General features: G+C 72.1%; 15 protein-coding genes. 7 read left to right on the forward strand and 8 right to left on the reverse strand.

The genetic code is table 11. From position 1 onward, the window contains the following. Positions 1–127 precede the first annotated feature (127 nt). Positions 128–730, reverse strand: a complete 603-nt coding sequence (locus AB0C66_RS21185; RefSeq protein ID WP_362440567.1) for a TetR/AcrR family transcriptional regulator — start codon at positions 728–730, stop codon at positions 128–130. A gap of 2 nt (positions 731–732) precedes the next feature. Continuing rightward, positions 733–2,250 (reverse strand): 3-hydroxyacyl-CoA dehydrogenase, encoded by a 1,518-nt coding sequence (locus tag AB0C66_RS21190; protein ID WP_362440570.1) that lies wholly within the window; start codon positions 2,248–2,250, stop codon positions 733–735. A gap of 134 nt (positions 2,251–2,384) precedes the next feature. Here AB0C66_RS21190 and paaN point away from each other — a divergent pair, with 134 nt between their 5' ends. After that, the gene (paaN, locus tag AB0C66_RS21195) at positions 2,385–4,106 is read left to right on the forward strand and encodes a phenylacetic acid degradation protein PaaN (RefSeq protein WP_362440573.1); all 1,722 of its coding nucleotides are present in this window, start codon (positions 2,385–2,387) and stop codon (positions 4,104–4,106) included. 35 nt (positions 4,107–4,141) lie between these two features. Here paaN and AB0C66_RS21200 read toward each other — a convergent pair whose 3' ends face one another. From AB0C66_RS21200 to AB0C66_RS21210, 3 genes are all read right to left on the reverse strand, one after another. Then, positions 4,142–4,831 (reverse strand): TrmH family RNA methyltransferase, encoded by a 690-nt coding sequence (locus AB0C66_RS21200; protein WP_362441104.1) that lies wholly within the window; start codon positions 4,829–4,831, stop codon positions 4,142–4,144. Positions 4,832–4,839: 8 nt separating this feature from the next. Beyond that, the gene (locus tag AB0C66_RS21205; RefSeq protein ID WP_362441107.1) at positions 4,840–6,033 is read right to left on the reverse strand and encodes an HTTM domain-containing protein; all 1,194 of its coding nucleotides are present in this window, start codon (positions 6,031–6,033) and stop codon (positions 4,840–4,842) included. Between the two features lie 251 nt (positions 6,034–6,284). After that, positions 6,285–6,953 (reverse strand): DUF5819 family protein, encoded by a 669-nt coding sequence (locus AB0C66_RS21210; protein ID WP_362440576.1) that lies wholly within the window; start codon positions 6,951–6,953, stop codon positions 6,285–6,287. Between the two features lie 221 nt (positions 6,954–7,174). Here AB0C66_RS21210 and paaA point away from each other — a divergent pair, with 221 nt between their 5' ends. The 6 genes from paaA (at position 7,175) to AB0C66_RS21240 (ending at position 11,972) form a co-directional block, all read left to right on the forward strand. After that, positions 7,175–8,125: a 1,2-phenylacetyl-CoA epoxidase subunit PaaA gene (paaA, locus tag AB0C66_RS21215; RefSeq protein WP_362440579.1), complete on the forward strand. Its 951-nt coding sequence runs from the start codon at positions 7,175–7,177 to the stop codon at positions 8,123–8,125. Then, positions 8,122–8,418, forward strand: coding sequence for a 1,2-phenylacetyl-CoA epoxidase subunit PaaB (gene paaB, locus AB0C66_RS21220; protein WP_362440582.1), 297 nt, complete (start codon positions 8,122–8,124; stop codon positions 8,416–8,418). The genes paaA and paaB overlap by 4 nt, the downstream gene beginning before the upstream one ends. Next, positions 8,415–9,116: a 1,2-phenylacetyl-CoA epoxidase subunit PaaC gene (gene paaC, locus AB0C66_RS21225; RefSeq protein ID WP_362440585.1), complete on the forward strand. Its 702-nt coding sequence runs from the start codon at positions 8,415–8,417 to the stop codon at positions 9,114–9,116. The genes paaB and paaC overlap by 4 nt, the downstream gene beginning before the upstream one ends. Then, entirely contained in the window at positions 9,110–9,631 is a 522-nt protein-coding gene (gene paaD / locus AB0C66_RS21230; protein WP_362440588.1) for a 1,2-phenylacetyl-CoA epoxidase subunit PaaD, read from the forward strand. Before paaC ends, paaD begins: the two co-directional genes overlap by 7 nt. Beyond that, complete coding sequence (locus AB0C66_RS21235) at positions 9,631–10,737, forward strand: 2Fe-2S iron-sulfur cluster-binding protein (protein WP_362440591.1); 1,107 nt, start codon at positions 9,631–9,633, stop codon at positions 10,735–10,737. The genes paaD and AB0C66_RS21235 overlap by 1 nt, the downstream gene beginning before the upstream one ends. 86 nt (positions 10,738–10,823) lie before the next feature. Beyond that, positions 10,824–11,972 (forward strand): acyl-CoA dehydrogenase family protein, encoded by a 1,149-nt coding sequence (locus tag AB0C66_RS21240; RefSeq protein WP_362440594.1) that lies wholly within the window; start codon positions 10,824–10,826, stop codon positions 11,970–11,972. 398 nt (positions 11,973–12,370) lie between these two features. Here AB0C66_RS21240 and AB0C66_RS21245 read toward each other — a convergent pair whose 3' ends face one another. From AB0C66_RS21245 to AB0C66_RS21255, 3 genes are all read right to left on the reverse strand, one after another. Beyond that, a complete protein-coding gene (locus AB0C66_RS21245; protein ID WP_362440597.1) occupies positions 12,371–12,724 on the reverse strand; it encodes a rhodanese-like domain-containing protein in 354 nt (117 codons plus the stop codon). Positions 12,725–12,793: 69 nt separating this feature from the next. Continuing rightward, on the reverse strand, positions 12,794–13,690 hold the full coding sequence (locus tag AB0C66_RS21250) for a hypothetical protein (RefSeq protein WP_362440600.1): 897 nt from the start codon (positions 13,688–13,690) through the stop codon (positions 12,794–12,796). A 39-nt stretch (positions 13,691–13,729) separates the two neighbouring features. Beyond that, positions 13,730–15,280: a DUF2252 domain-containing protein gene (locus AB0C66_RS21255; protein WP_362440603.1), complete on the reverse strand. Its 1,551-nt coding sequence runs from the start codon at positions 15,278–15,280 to the stop codon at positions 13,730–13,732. Positions 15,281–15,349: the final 69 nt, after the last annotated feature.

Genomic DNA, 15,349 nt, shown 5'->3' on the forward strand with positions numbered 1-15,349 from the left:
ATCGAGGAGGCCACGCGCTCCCCGCTGAGGCGCTCCCGTTCAAGCGGCGGCCGCTACTCAAGCGCCGCCGCTCAAGCACCCCCGCTCAAGCACCCCCGCTCAAGCGCCCCCGCTCAAGCGCCCCCGCTCAGGCGCCCTCGCCCTGGGTACGCAGCCCCGCGAAGGCGGTACGGACCACGGCGTCGGCGACCTCGTCGGAGGTCGCGGCACCGCCGCGGCTCGGCCGGTACCACTCCACGATCGAGTTGATCATGCCGAAGAGCAGCCGGGTGGCCAGCCGCGCGTCCACGTCCGCCCGCAGGTCGCCATCGGCAGCGGCCTGTTTGAGCAGTTCGGCGACCTGGTGGTCGAACTCACGGCGGCGCTCCATGGCCCAGCGCTCGGTGTCCGTGTTGCCCCGGACCCGCAGCAGCAGCGTGACATGGGGCAGCTCGGCCATCAGTACCTCGGTGGTGCGCCGGGCCACATGCTCCAGCCGCTCCACCGCCCGGCCCTCACGCGCGCCCGGCTCCTCGAGAATGCCGAACAGACTGTCCAGCGCACGGCTTATGGCCAGCCGCAGCAGCTCTTCCTTGCCCTTGACGTGGTGGTAGATCGACGACTTGGAGATTCCGGCGGCGCGGGACAGGTGCTCCATGGAGGTGCCGTCGTAGCCGCGCTCGTTGAACACCTCGACAGCAACCGCGAGCAGCGATTCGGGTGTGTAGGTGTCGCGCTTGGCCATGGTCATGATTAGAGCAGCTTTTCCTGGGCGGCGGCACGCCGGATCAGCGCCTGGGAGGGCGCGTAGCGGCCGGTGGGACAGGACTCGTGGAGATTGCGCAGGGTGTCGCGCACCCAGGGAGCGCCGAGCGCCTCGCCCCACTGGAGCGGACCGCGGGGGTAGTTGACCCCGGACCGCATGGCGGTGTCGATGTCCTCCGGGCTCGCCACCTCACGGGCGACGGCGTCCAGGGCGAGGTCCACGAGCATCGCGACGGTGCGGGCCACGATCATGCCGGGGACGTCCCGGACGACGCTGACCTGCTTGCCGAGCGCCTGGAACAGCCCGATGGTGGTCCGAAGGGACTCCGGGGAGGCGGTCTCGGACGGGGCGAGGGCGATCCGAGCGGCGGTGCGGTAGTCCAGGGCGAGGTCGAAGCGGATGGCGGCGGCGGACGGGTCCGTGGCGGCGGGCGAACCGTCGGTCAGCGCCAGACGGGTGCCGTCGGGCAGGGCGAGATGCCCCCCGGTGGGCTCGCGGGTGACGGTGATCCCGGCTTCCTCGATGAGCTCGACGAGCGCGGCGGCGGGCCCGAGATCCCCGTGCAGGGCGACCTTCTCGGGCGCCTCACAGGGTTCGGCGGTGTGCGGGGCGGGGCGCTGGGCGCCCTCGGCGTAGTCGAACCAGCCGTGGCCGGACTTGCGCCCGTGGCGCCCGGCGTCGACGAGCTGCCGCTGTGCGAGGGAAGGGGTGAATTTCGGATCGTGGAAGAAGGCTTCCCAGACGGAGCGGGTGACGGCCTCGTTGACGTCCTGGCCGATCAGGTCGGTCAGCTCGAAGGGGCCCATCCGGAAGCCGCCGGACTCCCGCAGCACGGCGTCCAGGGTGGCGGGATCGGCCGCGCGCTCCTCATGGGCGCGGAAGGCCTCGGCGTAGAAGGGGCGGGCGAGCCGGTTGACGATGAAGCCGGGGGTGTCGGCGCAGCGCACGGGGGTCTTCCCCCACGCGGCGACGGCGGTGTGGGCGCGGTCGGCGGCTGCCGGGTCCGTGGCGGCGCCGCGTACGACCTCGACCAGCGGCAGTAGCGGGGCCGGGTTGAAGAAGTGCAGGCCGACGAAGCGGCCGGGCAGCCGCAGGGCCCCCGCGACGGCCGTGACGGAGAGCGAGGAGGTGTTGGTGGCCAGCAGACAGCTGTCGGAGACGACCGCCTCCAGCGCGGTGAACAGCTGCTGTTTGGCGCCCAGTTCCTCCAGGATCGCCTCGATGGCGAGAGCCGCGTCGGCCAGCTCCTCGATGGCGGTGACAGGCACGAGACGGCCGAGGGCCGCGTCGCGGTCCGCCGCGGGGAGACGGCCCTTGTCGACGAGCCGGCCCAGCCGGCCGGCGATGGCCTCCGCGGCCTGGTCCGCCCGGCCGGGCGCGGCGTCGTAGAGCCGTACGGGATGTCCGGCGACCAGCGCCACCTGGGCGATTCCCTGGCCCATGGTGCCGGTGCCGATGACGGCGACGGTGCTGGTGTGCGCCGGTCCCCGGTCGATCGCAGTCATGCCGCTGATCCTCTCGGACGAAGTTATCCACAGGTTCGCCAGGCCCTCTTGTCCCGACCGATCGTTCGGTTAATCTAACTCTGTCGACCATCCCAGCCCAGCTCAATCCCAGCTCGACGAGGAGTTGGTCAGTCGTGACCACCGGACTCACCACAGCGCAGTTGACCGAGATGCACCGCCCCACCCTCGACCAGGCACTGGAGGCGATCCGTACCCGCGCGTACTGGTCCCCGCACCCCGAGCACCCCAAGGCTTACGGCCCGGAGGGCAAGACGGGCCGCCCGAGCCTGGGCATTCCCGAGGGCCTCGCCGCGTTCGAGGCGCTCCGCGGCACCCGCTTCGACCTGGACCAGCCGGGCACGGACGGCTGGACGGGCTCCGAGGTCTCGCCGTACGGCGTGGAGATGGGCATGGAGTATCCGCACCCGGATATCGATGTGCTCCTCCCCGCGATGAAGGCGGGGATGCCCGCCTGGCGGGACGCCGGCCCGGAAGCGCGCGCCATGGTGTGCCTGGAGATCCTGGCCCGGATCAGCGCCCGCTCCCATGAGTTCGCCCAGGCCGTGATGCACACCAGTGGCCAGGCGTACATGATGGCGTTCCAGGCGGGCGGACCCCACGCCCAGGACCGCGGTCTGGAGGCGGTGGCGTATGCCTTCGCCGAGCAGACGCGCACCCCGGGGTCTGTGGAGTGGTCCAAGCCGCAGGGCAAGCGCGACCCGCTGCGGCTGGACAAGACCTTCACCGCCGTCCCGCGCGGTATCGCGCTGCTGATCGGCTGTAACACCTTCCCCACGTGGAATGGCTATCCCGGGCTCTTCGCCTCGCTGGCCACTGGAAACCCGGTGCTGGTCAAGCCGCATCCGCAGGCCGTGCTGCCGCTGGCGCTCACCGTCCGGACGGCGCGCGAGGTGCTGCGCGAGGCCGGCTTCGACCCCAATCTGGTGGCGCTGGCCGCCGAGGGGCCGGACGAGGGCATCGCCAAGGCCCTCGCGGTGCGCCCGGAGATCCGCGTGATCGACTACACGGGCTCCACCGCCTTCGGCGACTGGCTGGAGACCCACGCCCGCCAGGCCCAGGTCTTCACCGAGAAGGCGGGGGTCAACACGGTCGTCATCGACTCCACCGATGACTACAAGGGCATGCTGGCCAACCTGGCGTTCTCGCTGTCCCTCTACAGCGGCCAGATGTGCACCACCCCGCAGAACCTGCTCATCCCCCGGGACGGCATCACCACCGACGCCGGGCCCAAGTCTTATGACGAGGTGGTGGCCGACCTCGCGGCGGCGGTCGAGGGGCTGCTCGGCGATGACGCCCGAGCGGCCGCGCTGCTGGGCGCGATCGTCGGTCCCCGGGTACAGGAGCGGCTGGAGGCCGCGCCGGGTCTCGGCGGGGTCGCGCTCGCCTCGCGCGCGGTGACCCACCCCGAGTTCCCGGACGCCACGGTCCGTACGCCGCTGATGGTGAAGGCGGACGGGGCGCGGAAGTTCTGGGAGGCGGCGGACGCGGACGCGCCGTATCTGGCCGAGTGCTTCGGCCCGGTCTCCTTCGCCGTCGCGGTCGACTCCACGGAGGACGCGGTCGCCCTGCTGCGCCGGACCACCCGGGACAAGGGCGCGATGACCGTCGGCGCGTACACCACCTCGCCCGAGGCGGAGCGGCTGATCGAGGAGGCGTGCCTGGAGGAGTGCGCCCAGCTCTCGCTCAATCTGACCGGCGGGGTCTATGTGAACCAGACCGCGGCCTTCTCCGACTTCCACGGCTCCGGCGGCAATCCGTCGGCCAACGCCACACTGTGCGACGGCGCGTTCGTGGCGGGCCGCTTCCGGATGATCGAGGTGCGGCGCCAGGCGTAGCGCCCACCAGGTGCCCACCGGGTCCGCGCGGCGGCTCAGCCGGCCGTCGCGTGGACCCTCACCCAGCTGTGCATGGCGATGGCCGCCGCCGCGCCCGCGTTGATCGAGCGGGTGGAGCCGAACTGCGCGATCGAGCAGACCATGGCCGCGTGGCGGCGGGCCTCCTCCGTCAGCCCCGGCCCCTCCTGGCCGAAGAGCAGCACACAGCGGCGCGGCAGTTCGGTGGTCTCCAGCGGCACCGCGCCGGGGAGGTTGTCGATCCCGATCACCGGCAGCCCCTCGGCGGCCGCCCAGGCGGTGAGCTCGGCGGTGTCCGGATGGTGCCGGACATGCTGATAGCGGTCGGTGACCATGGCCCCGCGCCGGTTCCAGCGCCGCCGCCCCACGATATGGATCTCCTTCGCCAGGAACGCGTTGGCGGTGCGCACCACGCTCCCGATGTTGAAGTCATGGCTCCAGTTCTCGATGGCGACGTGGAAGTCATGGCGGCGGGTGTCGAGCTCGGCGACGATCGCCTCACGGGTCCAGTAGCGGTAGGGGTCGGCGACATTGCGGCGGTCACCGTGTTCCAGCAGCTCCGGGTCATAGCGGTCCCCGGTCGGCCAGGGGCGGGGGTGCGGACCGACCCCGACCTCGGGGGTGAAGCCCTCGTCGTACTGGACCGGCTCCTGGGGGCGGCTGTCGCCGGGGTCGATGCCGCCGGGGTGGGTGCCGCCGGGGCGGATGTCGCTGCTCACCCGATGAGCGTACGGGCCCGGGGCTCCTCATCGCGCTCCGGAGCCCGTGGTCCGCGCAGCCGCCGGACCCACTCCACCAGCCGGTCCCGGACCCGGGCCATACGAGCGCCGCCCCAGAGCAGAAAGGCCGTGGGCAGGAACACCGCGTCGGCGGCGAGCGCGGCGAGCGAGAAGAAGGGCAGCCCCAGCATGATCGCTATGCCGAGGTGCTCCAACATCAGCAGGACGAGCATCACATTCTTGGCCCGCCGGTTGAGCAGGGTGAAGGGGAAGGCGACCTGCATGATCACCGTGCCGTAGGTCAGCACCATCACCAGCGTGCCGTTCGACGCCATGAGGTCGGCGAGCCCGGGCCAGGGCGAGAAGTAGTCCAGATGCAGCGGGTAGTAGAGGGCGGTGCCGTCCTGCCAGCGCGATCCCTGGATCTTGTACCAGCCGGCCGAGGCGTAGAGCAGACACACCTCGCCCATGATCACCAGCAGAGTGCCGTTGTGCGCCAGATTGGCGAGCACATCAAGGACGGTGCGCGGCTCCCCCGGCGCGTAGCGCCGCACCAGCCACCAGCCGGCCTGCACGATCCACAGCCCCCACAGCACCGTGCCCCAGCCCACGCCGGGCAGTGGTCCGTCGGCCGTCAGGGAGAGCCGGGCGTCGGTGAACAGCTGCGCCCAGAGCAGTACCAGCCCCAACACGGCCCAGAGCACGATGCCCGTCGTATCGCGGGAAGGCTCCGTGCGCCGCCGCGCCCGGCGGGCGTCCAGCGACCACACCTGCCCGCACCGGGTCAGTGCCAGATAGGTCGCCATCAGATGGACGAGGTTGTCCCCGCCGTCCCCGATGAAGACGCTGCGGTTCTGGAGCGACAGCACCCCGATCATGAACAGCACGGACATGGTGCGGGTGCGCCACCCGATCAGGAGGAGCGCGCTCGACACGAGGGCGAGGGTGTAGACGATCTCGAACCAGAAGGTGCTGTCGGTCCATATCAGCGCGCTGAAGGCGCGGTTGGTGTCGATCAGCCGGTTGGCCATGTCCCAGCTCATGGGGCCATCGGGCCCGTACAGCTCCCGGCGGTGGGGCCATTCGCGGAGCAGGAAGAGCAGCCAGGTGAAGGAGAAGCCGATCCGGACGATCGCGGTCTGGTAAGGGCCGAGCGCCGAGCCGCTGACGCGGGCGTGCCCGCGGGCCACGGCGGAGTGCAGTCGGGCGACGAGCCGGGCGCGGCCGCCGGGCCCGGTGGACGGCGGCTCGGTGGACGGCGGCTCGGTGGACGGCGGCTCGGTGGACGGCGGCTCGGTGGACGGCGGCTCGGTGGCGGGCCGGGGCGCGGGGACGGAGCCGGGCCCGGCTGTCCGGTTGGCCGCGGAGCCGGGCCCGGCTACCCGCCCGGTCGAGGAGTCGGGCTCGGGCTCGGGCGCATGCGAGGGGACAGCGGGCTCGGTCACCGGTTCGCCTCCGAAAGGTCGTGGCCGGTCACCGGCCACCACGGCAGGACGCGGTAGATCGTCTTGGTGCTGATCTTCTCGTCGCTCCACGGCGGTGCGGGCAGAGGTGTGGTCGCGGACCGCACCTGGATGCGCTCCACGGTGCCGCCGCCCTCCTCCCGGCCGAAGCGGAGCATCACGATCCGGCGCATGTACTGCTCGAAGAGCGGGCCGCGGGCCCCGACCGGCCGGTCCTGCTCGTCGTGCGAGGAGACATAGAACTCCCACGCCCGCCGCACCTCGTTCTGCTGGGTGTGGCTGGGCAGCAGGTTATGGCGGATGGCCGCGCCGTCCTCGGCCGAGAGATTTCGCCACTCGGTGGTCGCGCTGCCACCGTCGGCCGTGCGGATCTCGGCGCGGGCCTGTACGGCGACGTTCTGCTGGAGCGGATTGGGGGCGAAGAGCTTCCAGTTCCGCTCGAACTCCGGATAGATGTAGTCCTCGATGGCCTCGCCGTGCTGCTTGCTGACGGTATTGGCCGGCGAGACGCTCAGGAACGCCATCCCGAGGTGGATGGCGGCCGCGACGGCCGCGACCGCGGTGGCCACCGCGATGATCAGCTGAGCGGGCAGGGAGAGCGCGGCGAGCCGTCCCGCCGTCTCGTCGTCCGTCTCCGGCTCCGCCATACCCGCCCGCTCCGATGGTGTCCGGGGCTCGCGCCCGCCCGACCGGCCGCGCGCCCGCGCGGCCCTACGCCCCGGAACGGTACCCATGCGGAACCGCGGGCACAGCGCCCTCGGCGTTATCCACAGGCTTGACACCCTACGTTCCCGCGGCACACCATTGAACCGAACGATCGGTCGGTCGGCTGGCCGGTCGGCGGGGACGGATGGCGAAGGGGCTTCGCATGACGACGATGGCGGCGGACGCCGGAGCGTACGAGGCGGTGTTCGACGCCGCTCTGGCCGCGGACGAGCGCATCGAGCCGCGTGACTGGATGCCCGATGCCTATCGGGCGTCGCTGGTCCGGCAGATGGCACAGCACGCCCATTCCGAGATCATCGGTATGCAGCCGGAGGCGAATTGGATCACTCGCGCCCCCTCGCTGCGGCGCAAGGCGATCCTGATGGCCAAGGTGCAGGACGAGGCGGGCCACGGCCTGTACCTCTACAGCGCGGCGGAGACCCTGGGCACCGACCGGGAAGAGCTGCTCGACAAGCTGCACAGCGGCCGCCAGAAGTACTCGTCGATCTTTAACTACCCCACGCTGACCTGGGCCGATGTCGGCGCGATCGGTTGGCTGGTGGACGGCGCCGCGATCACCAACCAGGTCCCGCTGTGCCGCTGCTCCTACGGCCCCTACGCCCGGGCGATGGTCAGGATCTGCAAAGAGGAGTCCTTCCACCAGCGCCAGGGGTACGAGCTGCTGCTCGCGCTCAGCAAGGGCACCGAGGCCCAGCACGCCATGGCGCAGGACGCGGTGGACCGCTGGTGGTGGCCGTCGCTGATGATGTTCGGCCCGCCGGACGACGCCTCGGCCCACTCCGCCCAGTCGATGGCCTGGAAGATCAAGCGCCATTCCAACGACGAGCTGCGTCAGCGCTTCGTCGACATCTGCGTCCCGCAGGCCGAATCGCTCGGTCTGAACCTTCCCGACCCCGATCTCCGGTGGAACGAGGAGCGGGGCCAGCACGATTTCGGGGCCATCGACTGGGATGAGTTCCACGAGGTGCTGCGGGGCAACGGCCCGTGCAACGCCCAGCGGATCTCCCAGCGGCGCCGGGCCCATGAGGAAGGCGCCTGGGTGCGCGAGGCAGCCGCCGCGTACGCGGCCAAGCAGGGGGAGGGACAGGCATGAGTGGTGGCCCGAGCGGTGCGTGGCCGCTGTGGGAGGTGTTCGTCCGCAGCAGGCGCGGGCTCTCCCACACCCACGCCGGAAGTCTGCACGCACCGGACGCCGAGATGGCCCTGCGCAATGCCCGCGATCTGTACACCCGCCGTTCGGAAGGGGTGTCGATCTGGGTGGTGCCCTCCACCGAGATCACCGCGTCATCGCCGGACGAGAAGGACCCGTTCTTCGAGCCCTCCGCCGACAAGCCCTATCGTCACCCCACCTTCTACGAGATCCCGGAAGGGGTGCAGCACCTGTGACCGCGGCCCTCGCCCTGGGCGATGACGCACTGGTGCTCTCCCACCGGCTGGGGGAGTGGGCGGGCCACGCCCCCGTGCTGGAGGAGGAGGTGGCGCTCGCCAATATCGCCCTCGATCTGCTCGGCCAGGCGCGGGTGTTGCTCTCCCTGGTCGGTGACGAGGACGAGCTCGCCTATCTGCGCGAGGAGCGGGCGTTCCGCAATGTGCAGCTCGTGGAGCAGCCCAATGGGGACTTCGCCCACACCATCGCCCGCCAGCTCTACTTCTCCACCTATCAGGAGCTGCTGTACGAGCGGCTGGCGCGGGGCGGCGGCCCCTTCGCGCCGCTCGCCGCCAAGGCGGTCAAGGAGGTCGCCTACCACCGCGACCACGCCGAGCACTGGACCCTGCGGCTGGGCGACGGCACCCCCGAGAGCCATGAGCGGATGCGGGTGGCGCTTCAGACCCTGTGGCGGTTCACCGGTGAGCTGTTCGAGCCGGTGGAGGGGTGCGAGGTGGAGTGGGACACCCTGCACACCGACTGGCTGGACCGGCTCACCTCGGTCCTGAAGCGCGCCACCCTGGCCGTGCCCGAGGGGCAGCGGCGGGGTGCCTGGGCGGCGGGCGCCGGACGGCAGGGCGTCCACACCGAATCGTTCGGCCGGATGCTGGCGGAGATGCAGCATCTGCACCGCAGCCACCCGGGGGCGACATGGTGACCCCGGCAGCCCACACCTCCGGCACCACCGCGCTCGAGGAGGAGCTGCGGCGGCTGGCGGGATCCGTGCCGGACCCCGAGCTGCCGATGGTCTCCCTGGCCGAGCTGGGCGTGGTGCGCGGGCTGCGGGTGCTGGGGCCGGGTCAGGTCGAGGTCGAGCTGACCCCCACCTACACCGGCTGCCCGGCGCTGGAGTCGATGAGCGCCGATATCGAGCGGGTGCTGCATGATCACGGCATCCCCGAGGTGGCGGTCCGTACGGTGCTCTCCCCGCCCTGGTCCACGGACGCGATCAGCGCCGAGGGCCGCCGGAAGCTGGCCGAGGCGGGGATAGCGCCGCCCTCGCCGCTTCGGGCGCAGGCGGGCGGACCGGTCGCCGTCGACCTGGCGGTGCGCTGCCCGCACTGCGGCTCCACCGAGACCAAGCTGCTCAGCCGCTTCTCCTCCACCGCGTGCAAGGCGCTGCGCCGCTGTGAGGCGTGCCGTGAACCGTTCGACCACTTCAAGGAGTTGTGATGGCCGCGGAAGCGGTGGTCGAGGCCACCACACACCATGGCGCGTTCCACCCGCTGAAAGTGGCGGCGGTCGAGCGGCTCACCGATGACTCGGTGGCCGTCACCCTCCGGGTGCCGCCCGCGCTGCGGGAGACCTTCCGCTTCGCCCCCGGACAGCACATCGCGGTGCGTCGGTTGGTGGACGGCGCCGAGATACGACGCACGTACTCGATCTGTACACCGGCCCCGGACGGGGAGGGCCCGGAGTTGCTGCGGGTGGGGGTGCGGCTGGTCGAGGGCGGTGAGTTCTCGACCTATGCCCTCAAGGAGCTCGCGGTCGGCGAGGTCATGGAGGTCATGGCGCCCGCAGGGCGGTTCGTGCTCGCCCCGCGGCCGGGCCATTTCGCCGCGGTCGTCGGCGGCAGTGGTATCACCCCGGTGCTCTCCATCGCCGCGACACTGCTGGAGCGGCAGCCCGATGCCCGATTCTGTCTGATCCGCAGCGACCGCACCGCCGCGTCGACGATGTTCCTGGAGGAGGTCGCCGACCTCAAGGACCGCTGGCCCGACCGGTTCCAGCTGGTGTGTGCCCTCTCCCGGGAGGAGCAGCAGACCGGGCTGGTCTCCGGGCGGCTGGACGAGGAGCGGCTGACCGGGCTGCTGCCCGCGCTGCTGCCGGTGGAGTCGGTGGACGGCTGGTTCCTCTGCGGTCCTTACGGGCTGGTGAGCGCCGCCGAGCGGGCGCTGCGCGGCCTCGGGGTGGCCCGTGGCCGGGTGCATCAGGAGATCTTCCATGTCGACACCGCCGATGAGTCCGGCTCCGCCGCACCGGGCCCGGTCGGCACCGCGTCGCACAGTTCGGTGACGGCGACCCTGGACGGCCGCTCGGGCAGCTGGCCGGTGCGGGACGGCGAAGCCCTGCTGGAGACCGTGCTGCGCAACCGCGCTGACGCGCCGTATGCCTGCAAGGGCGGAGTCTGCGGCACCTGCCGGGCGTTCCTGGTCTCCGGTGAGGTGCGGATGGACCGGAATTTCGCGCTGGAGCCGGAGGAGGTGGAGGCGGGCTATGTGCTGGCCTGTCAGTCCCATCCGGTCGGCGAGCGGGTCGAGTTGGACTTCGACCGCTGAAGCGCGGTGGTGACCGTTCCCTTCTTGTAGAACCTGTTCTATCTTGACCGGCCGTCGGACAGAGCCGCGGCGCGGGAGGACGAACAGTGGACTTCACCTTCACCGAAGAGCAGCAGGCGGCCGTCGAGGCGGCGAAAGCCGTCTTCACCTCCGTCGTGCCGGACAGTGTGCCCAGCCCCGCGCTGATCCACGGGGCCGTGGCGGAGGACTTCGACCGTGCGCTGTGGAAGCGGCTGGCCGAGGGCGATCTCCTCGGCCTGACGCTGGATCCGCGCCACGGGGGTTCGGGGCTGGACCTCATCGCCCTGTGCCTCGTGGTGCGGGAGTCCGCCCGGGTGCTGGCCCGGGTGCCGCTGCTGGAATCCGGCGCGGCGGCCCTGGCGGCGCAGAAGTACGGCGGCGCGGAGCTGTGCACCGAGCTCCTGCCCCGGGTGGTGCGCGGGGAGTTGGTGCTCACCGTCGCGCCGAACGGCCGCACCGGCCATGACCCGGCCGAACTCGCCGTCCAGGCCCATGAGGACGGCGACGGCTGGCTGCTGGACGGAGTCCAGACCGCCGTCCCCTGGGCCCATGGCGCCGACCGGGTGCTGATCCCCGCCCACACCGGCGCGGGGCGCACGGTCCTCGCACTGGTCCCCCGCCGCCAGCACGGCGTCACCCTGGACGAACAGGTATCGACCAGCGGTGAACGGCAGGCCGAGATCCGGCTCGACGGAGTACGGGTGTCGACGGCCGAGGTGCTCACCGCGGACGGTGCGTGGGAGTGGCTGCGTGACGTCCTCACCACCGGCACCTGCGCCCTCGCCCTGGGCCTCGGCTCGGCGGTGCTGGAGATGACCAGCACCTATGTCAGCGGACGCGAGCAGTTCGGCCATCCGCTGGCCACCTTCCAGGCGGTCGCCGTCCAGGCCGCCGACCGCTATATCGACCTGCGGGCCATGGAGGCCACCCTCTGGCAGGCCGCCTGGCGGCTGGGCATGGAAGAGGAACGGCCGGTGGCGGGCAGCGCCCTTCCGGTCACCGGGGATGTCGCCGTCGCCAAGATATGGGCCGCCGAGGGCGTACGGCGGGTGGTGCAGACCGCACAGCATCTGCACGGCGGCTTCGGCGCGGTCACCGACTATCCGCTGCACCGCTATCACGCCTGGGCCAAGCAACTGGAGCTGGCGCTCGGCCCGGCCGCCGCCCACGAGGAAGCCCTTGGCACTCTGCTGGCCACCCACCCGGTCGCCTGACGGCCGCGCGTCCGGTGGAACCCATCCCCGGACGCAGCCCGCCCGCCCCAGTGGCGGCGCGCCCCCCGGCCCGTCCCCGGCCGTTCACGGCAGCACACGGACCCACCGCGCCCCGACCAACTCGCGAACGGCCGTGGGCGCGGCGGCACCGGGGAACCACGACGGAGGGATCGTCGGCCATCGCGGCCCGCAACCCAACTCCGCGGTCCGGGCTCAGCGGACGACCCACAAGGGCCGAACCTCCCCTAGATCACCGCCCGATCGAGCACACCGCTCGCCGGCCAGGGCAGACGAACGGCCACGCATGGCCGCGAGCCGCCGGGTGCGGCGGGTTGCCGCCACGGGCCGCCGGGTGTCGCCGCCGGGGTACCGCAAGGCACCGCCAGGTGTTGCCGGTGCTAGAGGACGAACGCGCCGGTGGGGGTGTTGTCCTGGCCGGAGACCATCGGGCGGCTCGCCGCGTGCCAGGCGAGCATGCCGCCGTCCACATTGACCGCGTCCAGACCCTGTGCCACCAGATACTGCGTCACCTGGGCGGAACGGCCGCCGACCCGGCACATCACGTGCACCCGGCGACCGTCGCCCACCGCCTCGGTCAACTCACCGAACCGGGCGACGACCTGGCCCATGGGAATGTGCAGCGCGCCCTCGACATGCCCGGCCGCCCATTCGTCGTCCTCCCGGACGTCCAGCAGAAAGCCGTCGGCGGGTACGGCCGCGGCCTCCACCTGGGGAAGCTGGGCAAAATGCATCACACACACCTCTCACGCAAACACTTCTCACACAACATCGCGGCTACGTCAGCCGACGGGCAAAACCTACTACCGCGCCAGCTCCGCCAGCCGGGACTCCTTCTCGGAGACCTGGGCGAGCAGCTGCTCGGCGATCTCGTCCAGCAGCCCGTCCGGATCCTCCGGCGCCATCTTGATCATCGCGCCGATCGCGCTGGACTCCAGCTCGGCGGCGACGGCGGCCAGCATCTCCTTACGCTCGGCCAGCCACTCCAGCCGGGCGTACAGCTCCTCGCTGCGGCTCGCCCGCCGCTCCGGCGGCGGAGGTCCGGCCGCCCACTCCTCGGCCAGCGCCCGCAGGGTCTCCACGTCCCCCGCCGCGTAGGCCGCGTTGACCCGCACGATGAAGGCGCCGCGCCGCTCCCGCTCGGCCTCCTCCTCGGCCAGGTCCGGATGGGCCTTGCGGGCCAGCTCCCGGTAGATCCGGCGCGCCTCCTCGCTCGGCCGCACCCGCGGCGGCGGCTGCACCGGCTTCTCGGTCAGCATCGCGGCCGCCTCCGGCGAGAGGCCGTCGGAGTCGATCCAGCCGTGGAACAGCTCCTCCACGCCCGGCATCGGCTGCACCAGCCCCCGCGCCTCCCGCGCCTTGCGCAGGTCCTCGGGGTCACCGGTGCGCTGCGCGACCGCCTCCGCGATCAGCGCGTCCAGTTCGTCGAGGCGCGAGTACATCGGCCCGAGCCGCTGGTGATGCAGCCGGGAGAAGTTCTCCACCTCCACCCGGAAGGTCTCCACCGCGATCTCGAACTCGATCAGCGCCTGCTCGGCCGCCCGCACCGCCCGCTCGAGGCGCTCGGTGGCCTGTGCCTCCTCGGCCGACCGACTCTCCTCGGCCGACCGGGCCTCCTCGGACCGCTCCTGCGATTCCGCCTGGGGCTCGGCTTCGGACACTGACTGCTGTGCCTGCTGCTGCGCTTCCGGGTTCGTCACCCGCTCAGCCTACGTCCGGCCCCCGGCGCCGCCCGAACCTCACACCCCCAGCTCGGCCGCCACCCGCCCGGAGCGCACCGCCGCGACCAGCTCCGCGTGGTCGGCCTCGGTCCGGTCGGCATACGCCACGGCGAAGGCCGCCACCGCCTCGTCCAGCGCCTCCCCCTTGCCGCAGTAACCGGCCAGCAGCCTCGGGTCGGCGCTATGGGCGTGCGCCCGCGCCAGCAGCGCCCCGGTCATCCGCCCGTAGTCGTCCATCTGGTCGGCGGCCAGCGCCGCCGGATCCACACTTCCCTTGCGGTTCCGGAACTGCCGCACCTGGTAAGGCCGCCCCCGCACCGTGGTCCAGCCGAGCAGGATGTCGCTCACCACCTGCATCCGCTTCTGGCCGAGGACCACGCGCCGCCCCTCGTGCCCGGTGTCGGGCACCGCGAACCCGGCCGCCCTCACATGGGGCAGCAGCACGGACGGACGGGCCTCCTTCACCTGAAGCACCAGCGGCTCGCCCCGGTGATCGAGCAGCAGCACCACATACGAACGCGTCCCCACACTGCCCGTCCCGACGACCCGGAACGCCACATCGTGCACCTCGTACCGGGCGAGCAGCGGCAGCCGGTCCTCCGGCAGCGTCCCCAGATACTCACCGAGCGCCGACGCCACCGCGGCCGCCTCGTCGTCCGGCACCCGCCGCAGCACCGGCGGCGCGTCCACGAAGCGGCGGGCGCCCGGCCTCCCGGAAGCGCCCACGTCCTCCGGAACGGCCTCCGTGGCCCGGGCGGCGAACCGCGCGCTGGTGTTCCGCCGGGCCTTCTCGACCACCCGCTCCAGCGTCCCCGCCAGGTCCTTGGCGTCGGTGTGGGAGACCAGTTCCTCGTCCGCGATCGCGTTCCACGCGTCGGCCGCGGGCAGCTTGGCAAGCAGCCGCACCGTACGGCGGTAGGCCCCCACCGCGTCATGCGCCGCGGCCCGGCAGACGTCCTCGTCGGCTCCGGCCTCCCGCCCCGCCAGTACCAGCGAGGTCGCGAGCCGCTTCACATCCCACTCCCATGGGCCGTGCGCGGTCTCGTCGAAGTCATTGAGATCGATGACCAGGCCGCCGCGGGCGTCTCCATAGAGCCCGAAGTTCGCGGCGTGGGCATCCCCGCACAGCTGGGCGCCGATGCCGGTCACCGGGGTGGCCGCGAGATCGTGCGCCATCAGCCCGGCCGAACCACGGAGAAAGGAGAAGGGGGTGGCGACCATCCGCCCCACCCGTATCGGGGTCAGCTCCGGCAGCCGTCCGGCGTTGGACCGCTCGACCGCCGATACCGCGTCCGGGCGGCCGATGGCGGGCGGAGCATCGGCGTGCGCCGAACGCGGCACCCGCTTCCGCAGCGTCTTCCCCTCATGCTTGGGCGACGGCCCGTCCCCGAGCCGGGTGGCGAAACCCGGCACCCGCGGCAACCGGCGGACCGCTCCGCCCGGCCGCGCACCGCCGCCGCCGTCACCGGCGCCGCCGTCACCGGCGCCGCCCTCCGCGCCGACCGCGCCTCGACCGCCTTCGCTGCTCCCGGTGGTTCCGTTACTTCCGGTGGCTTCGTCGCCCGTCATGGCGCCCCCGTTCCCCTCGTCCGCCGTCGGCCACGCGACAGCGGCATCCGCACCGCACCGAGCGCCCGA

Source organism: Streptomyces sp. NPDC048636 (assembly GCF_040650655.1).
In the GTDB taxonomy this organism is placed as follows: Bacteria; Actinomycetota; Actinomycetes; order Streptomycetales; family Streptomycetaceae; genus Streptomyces.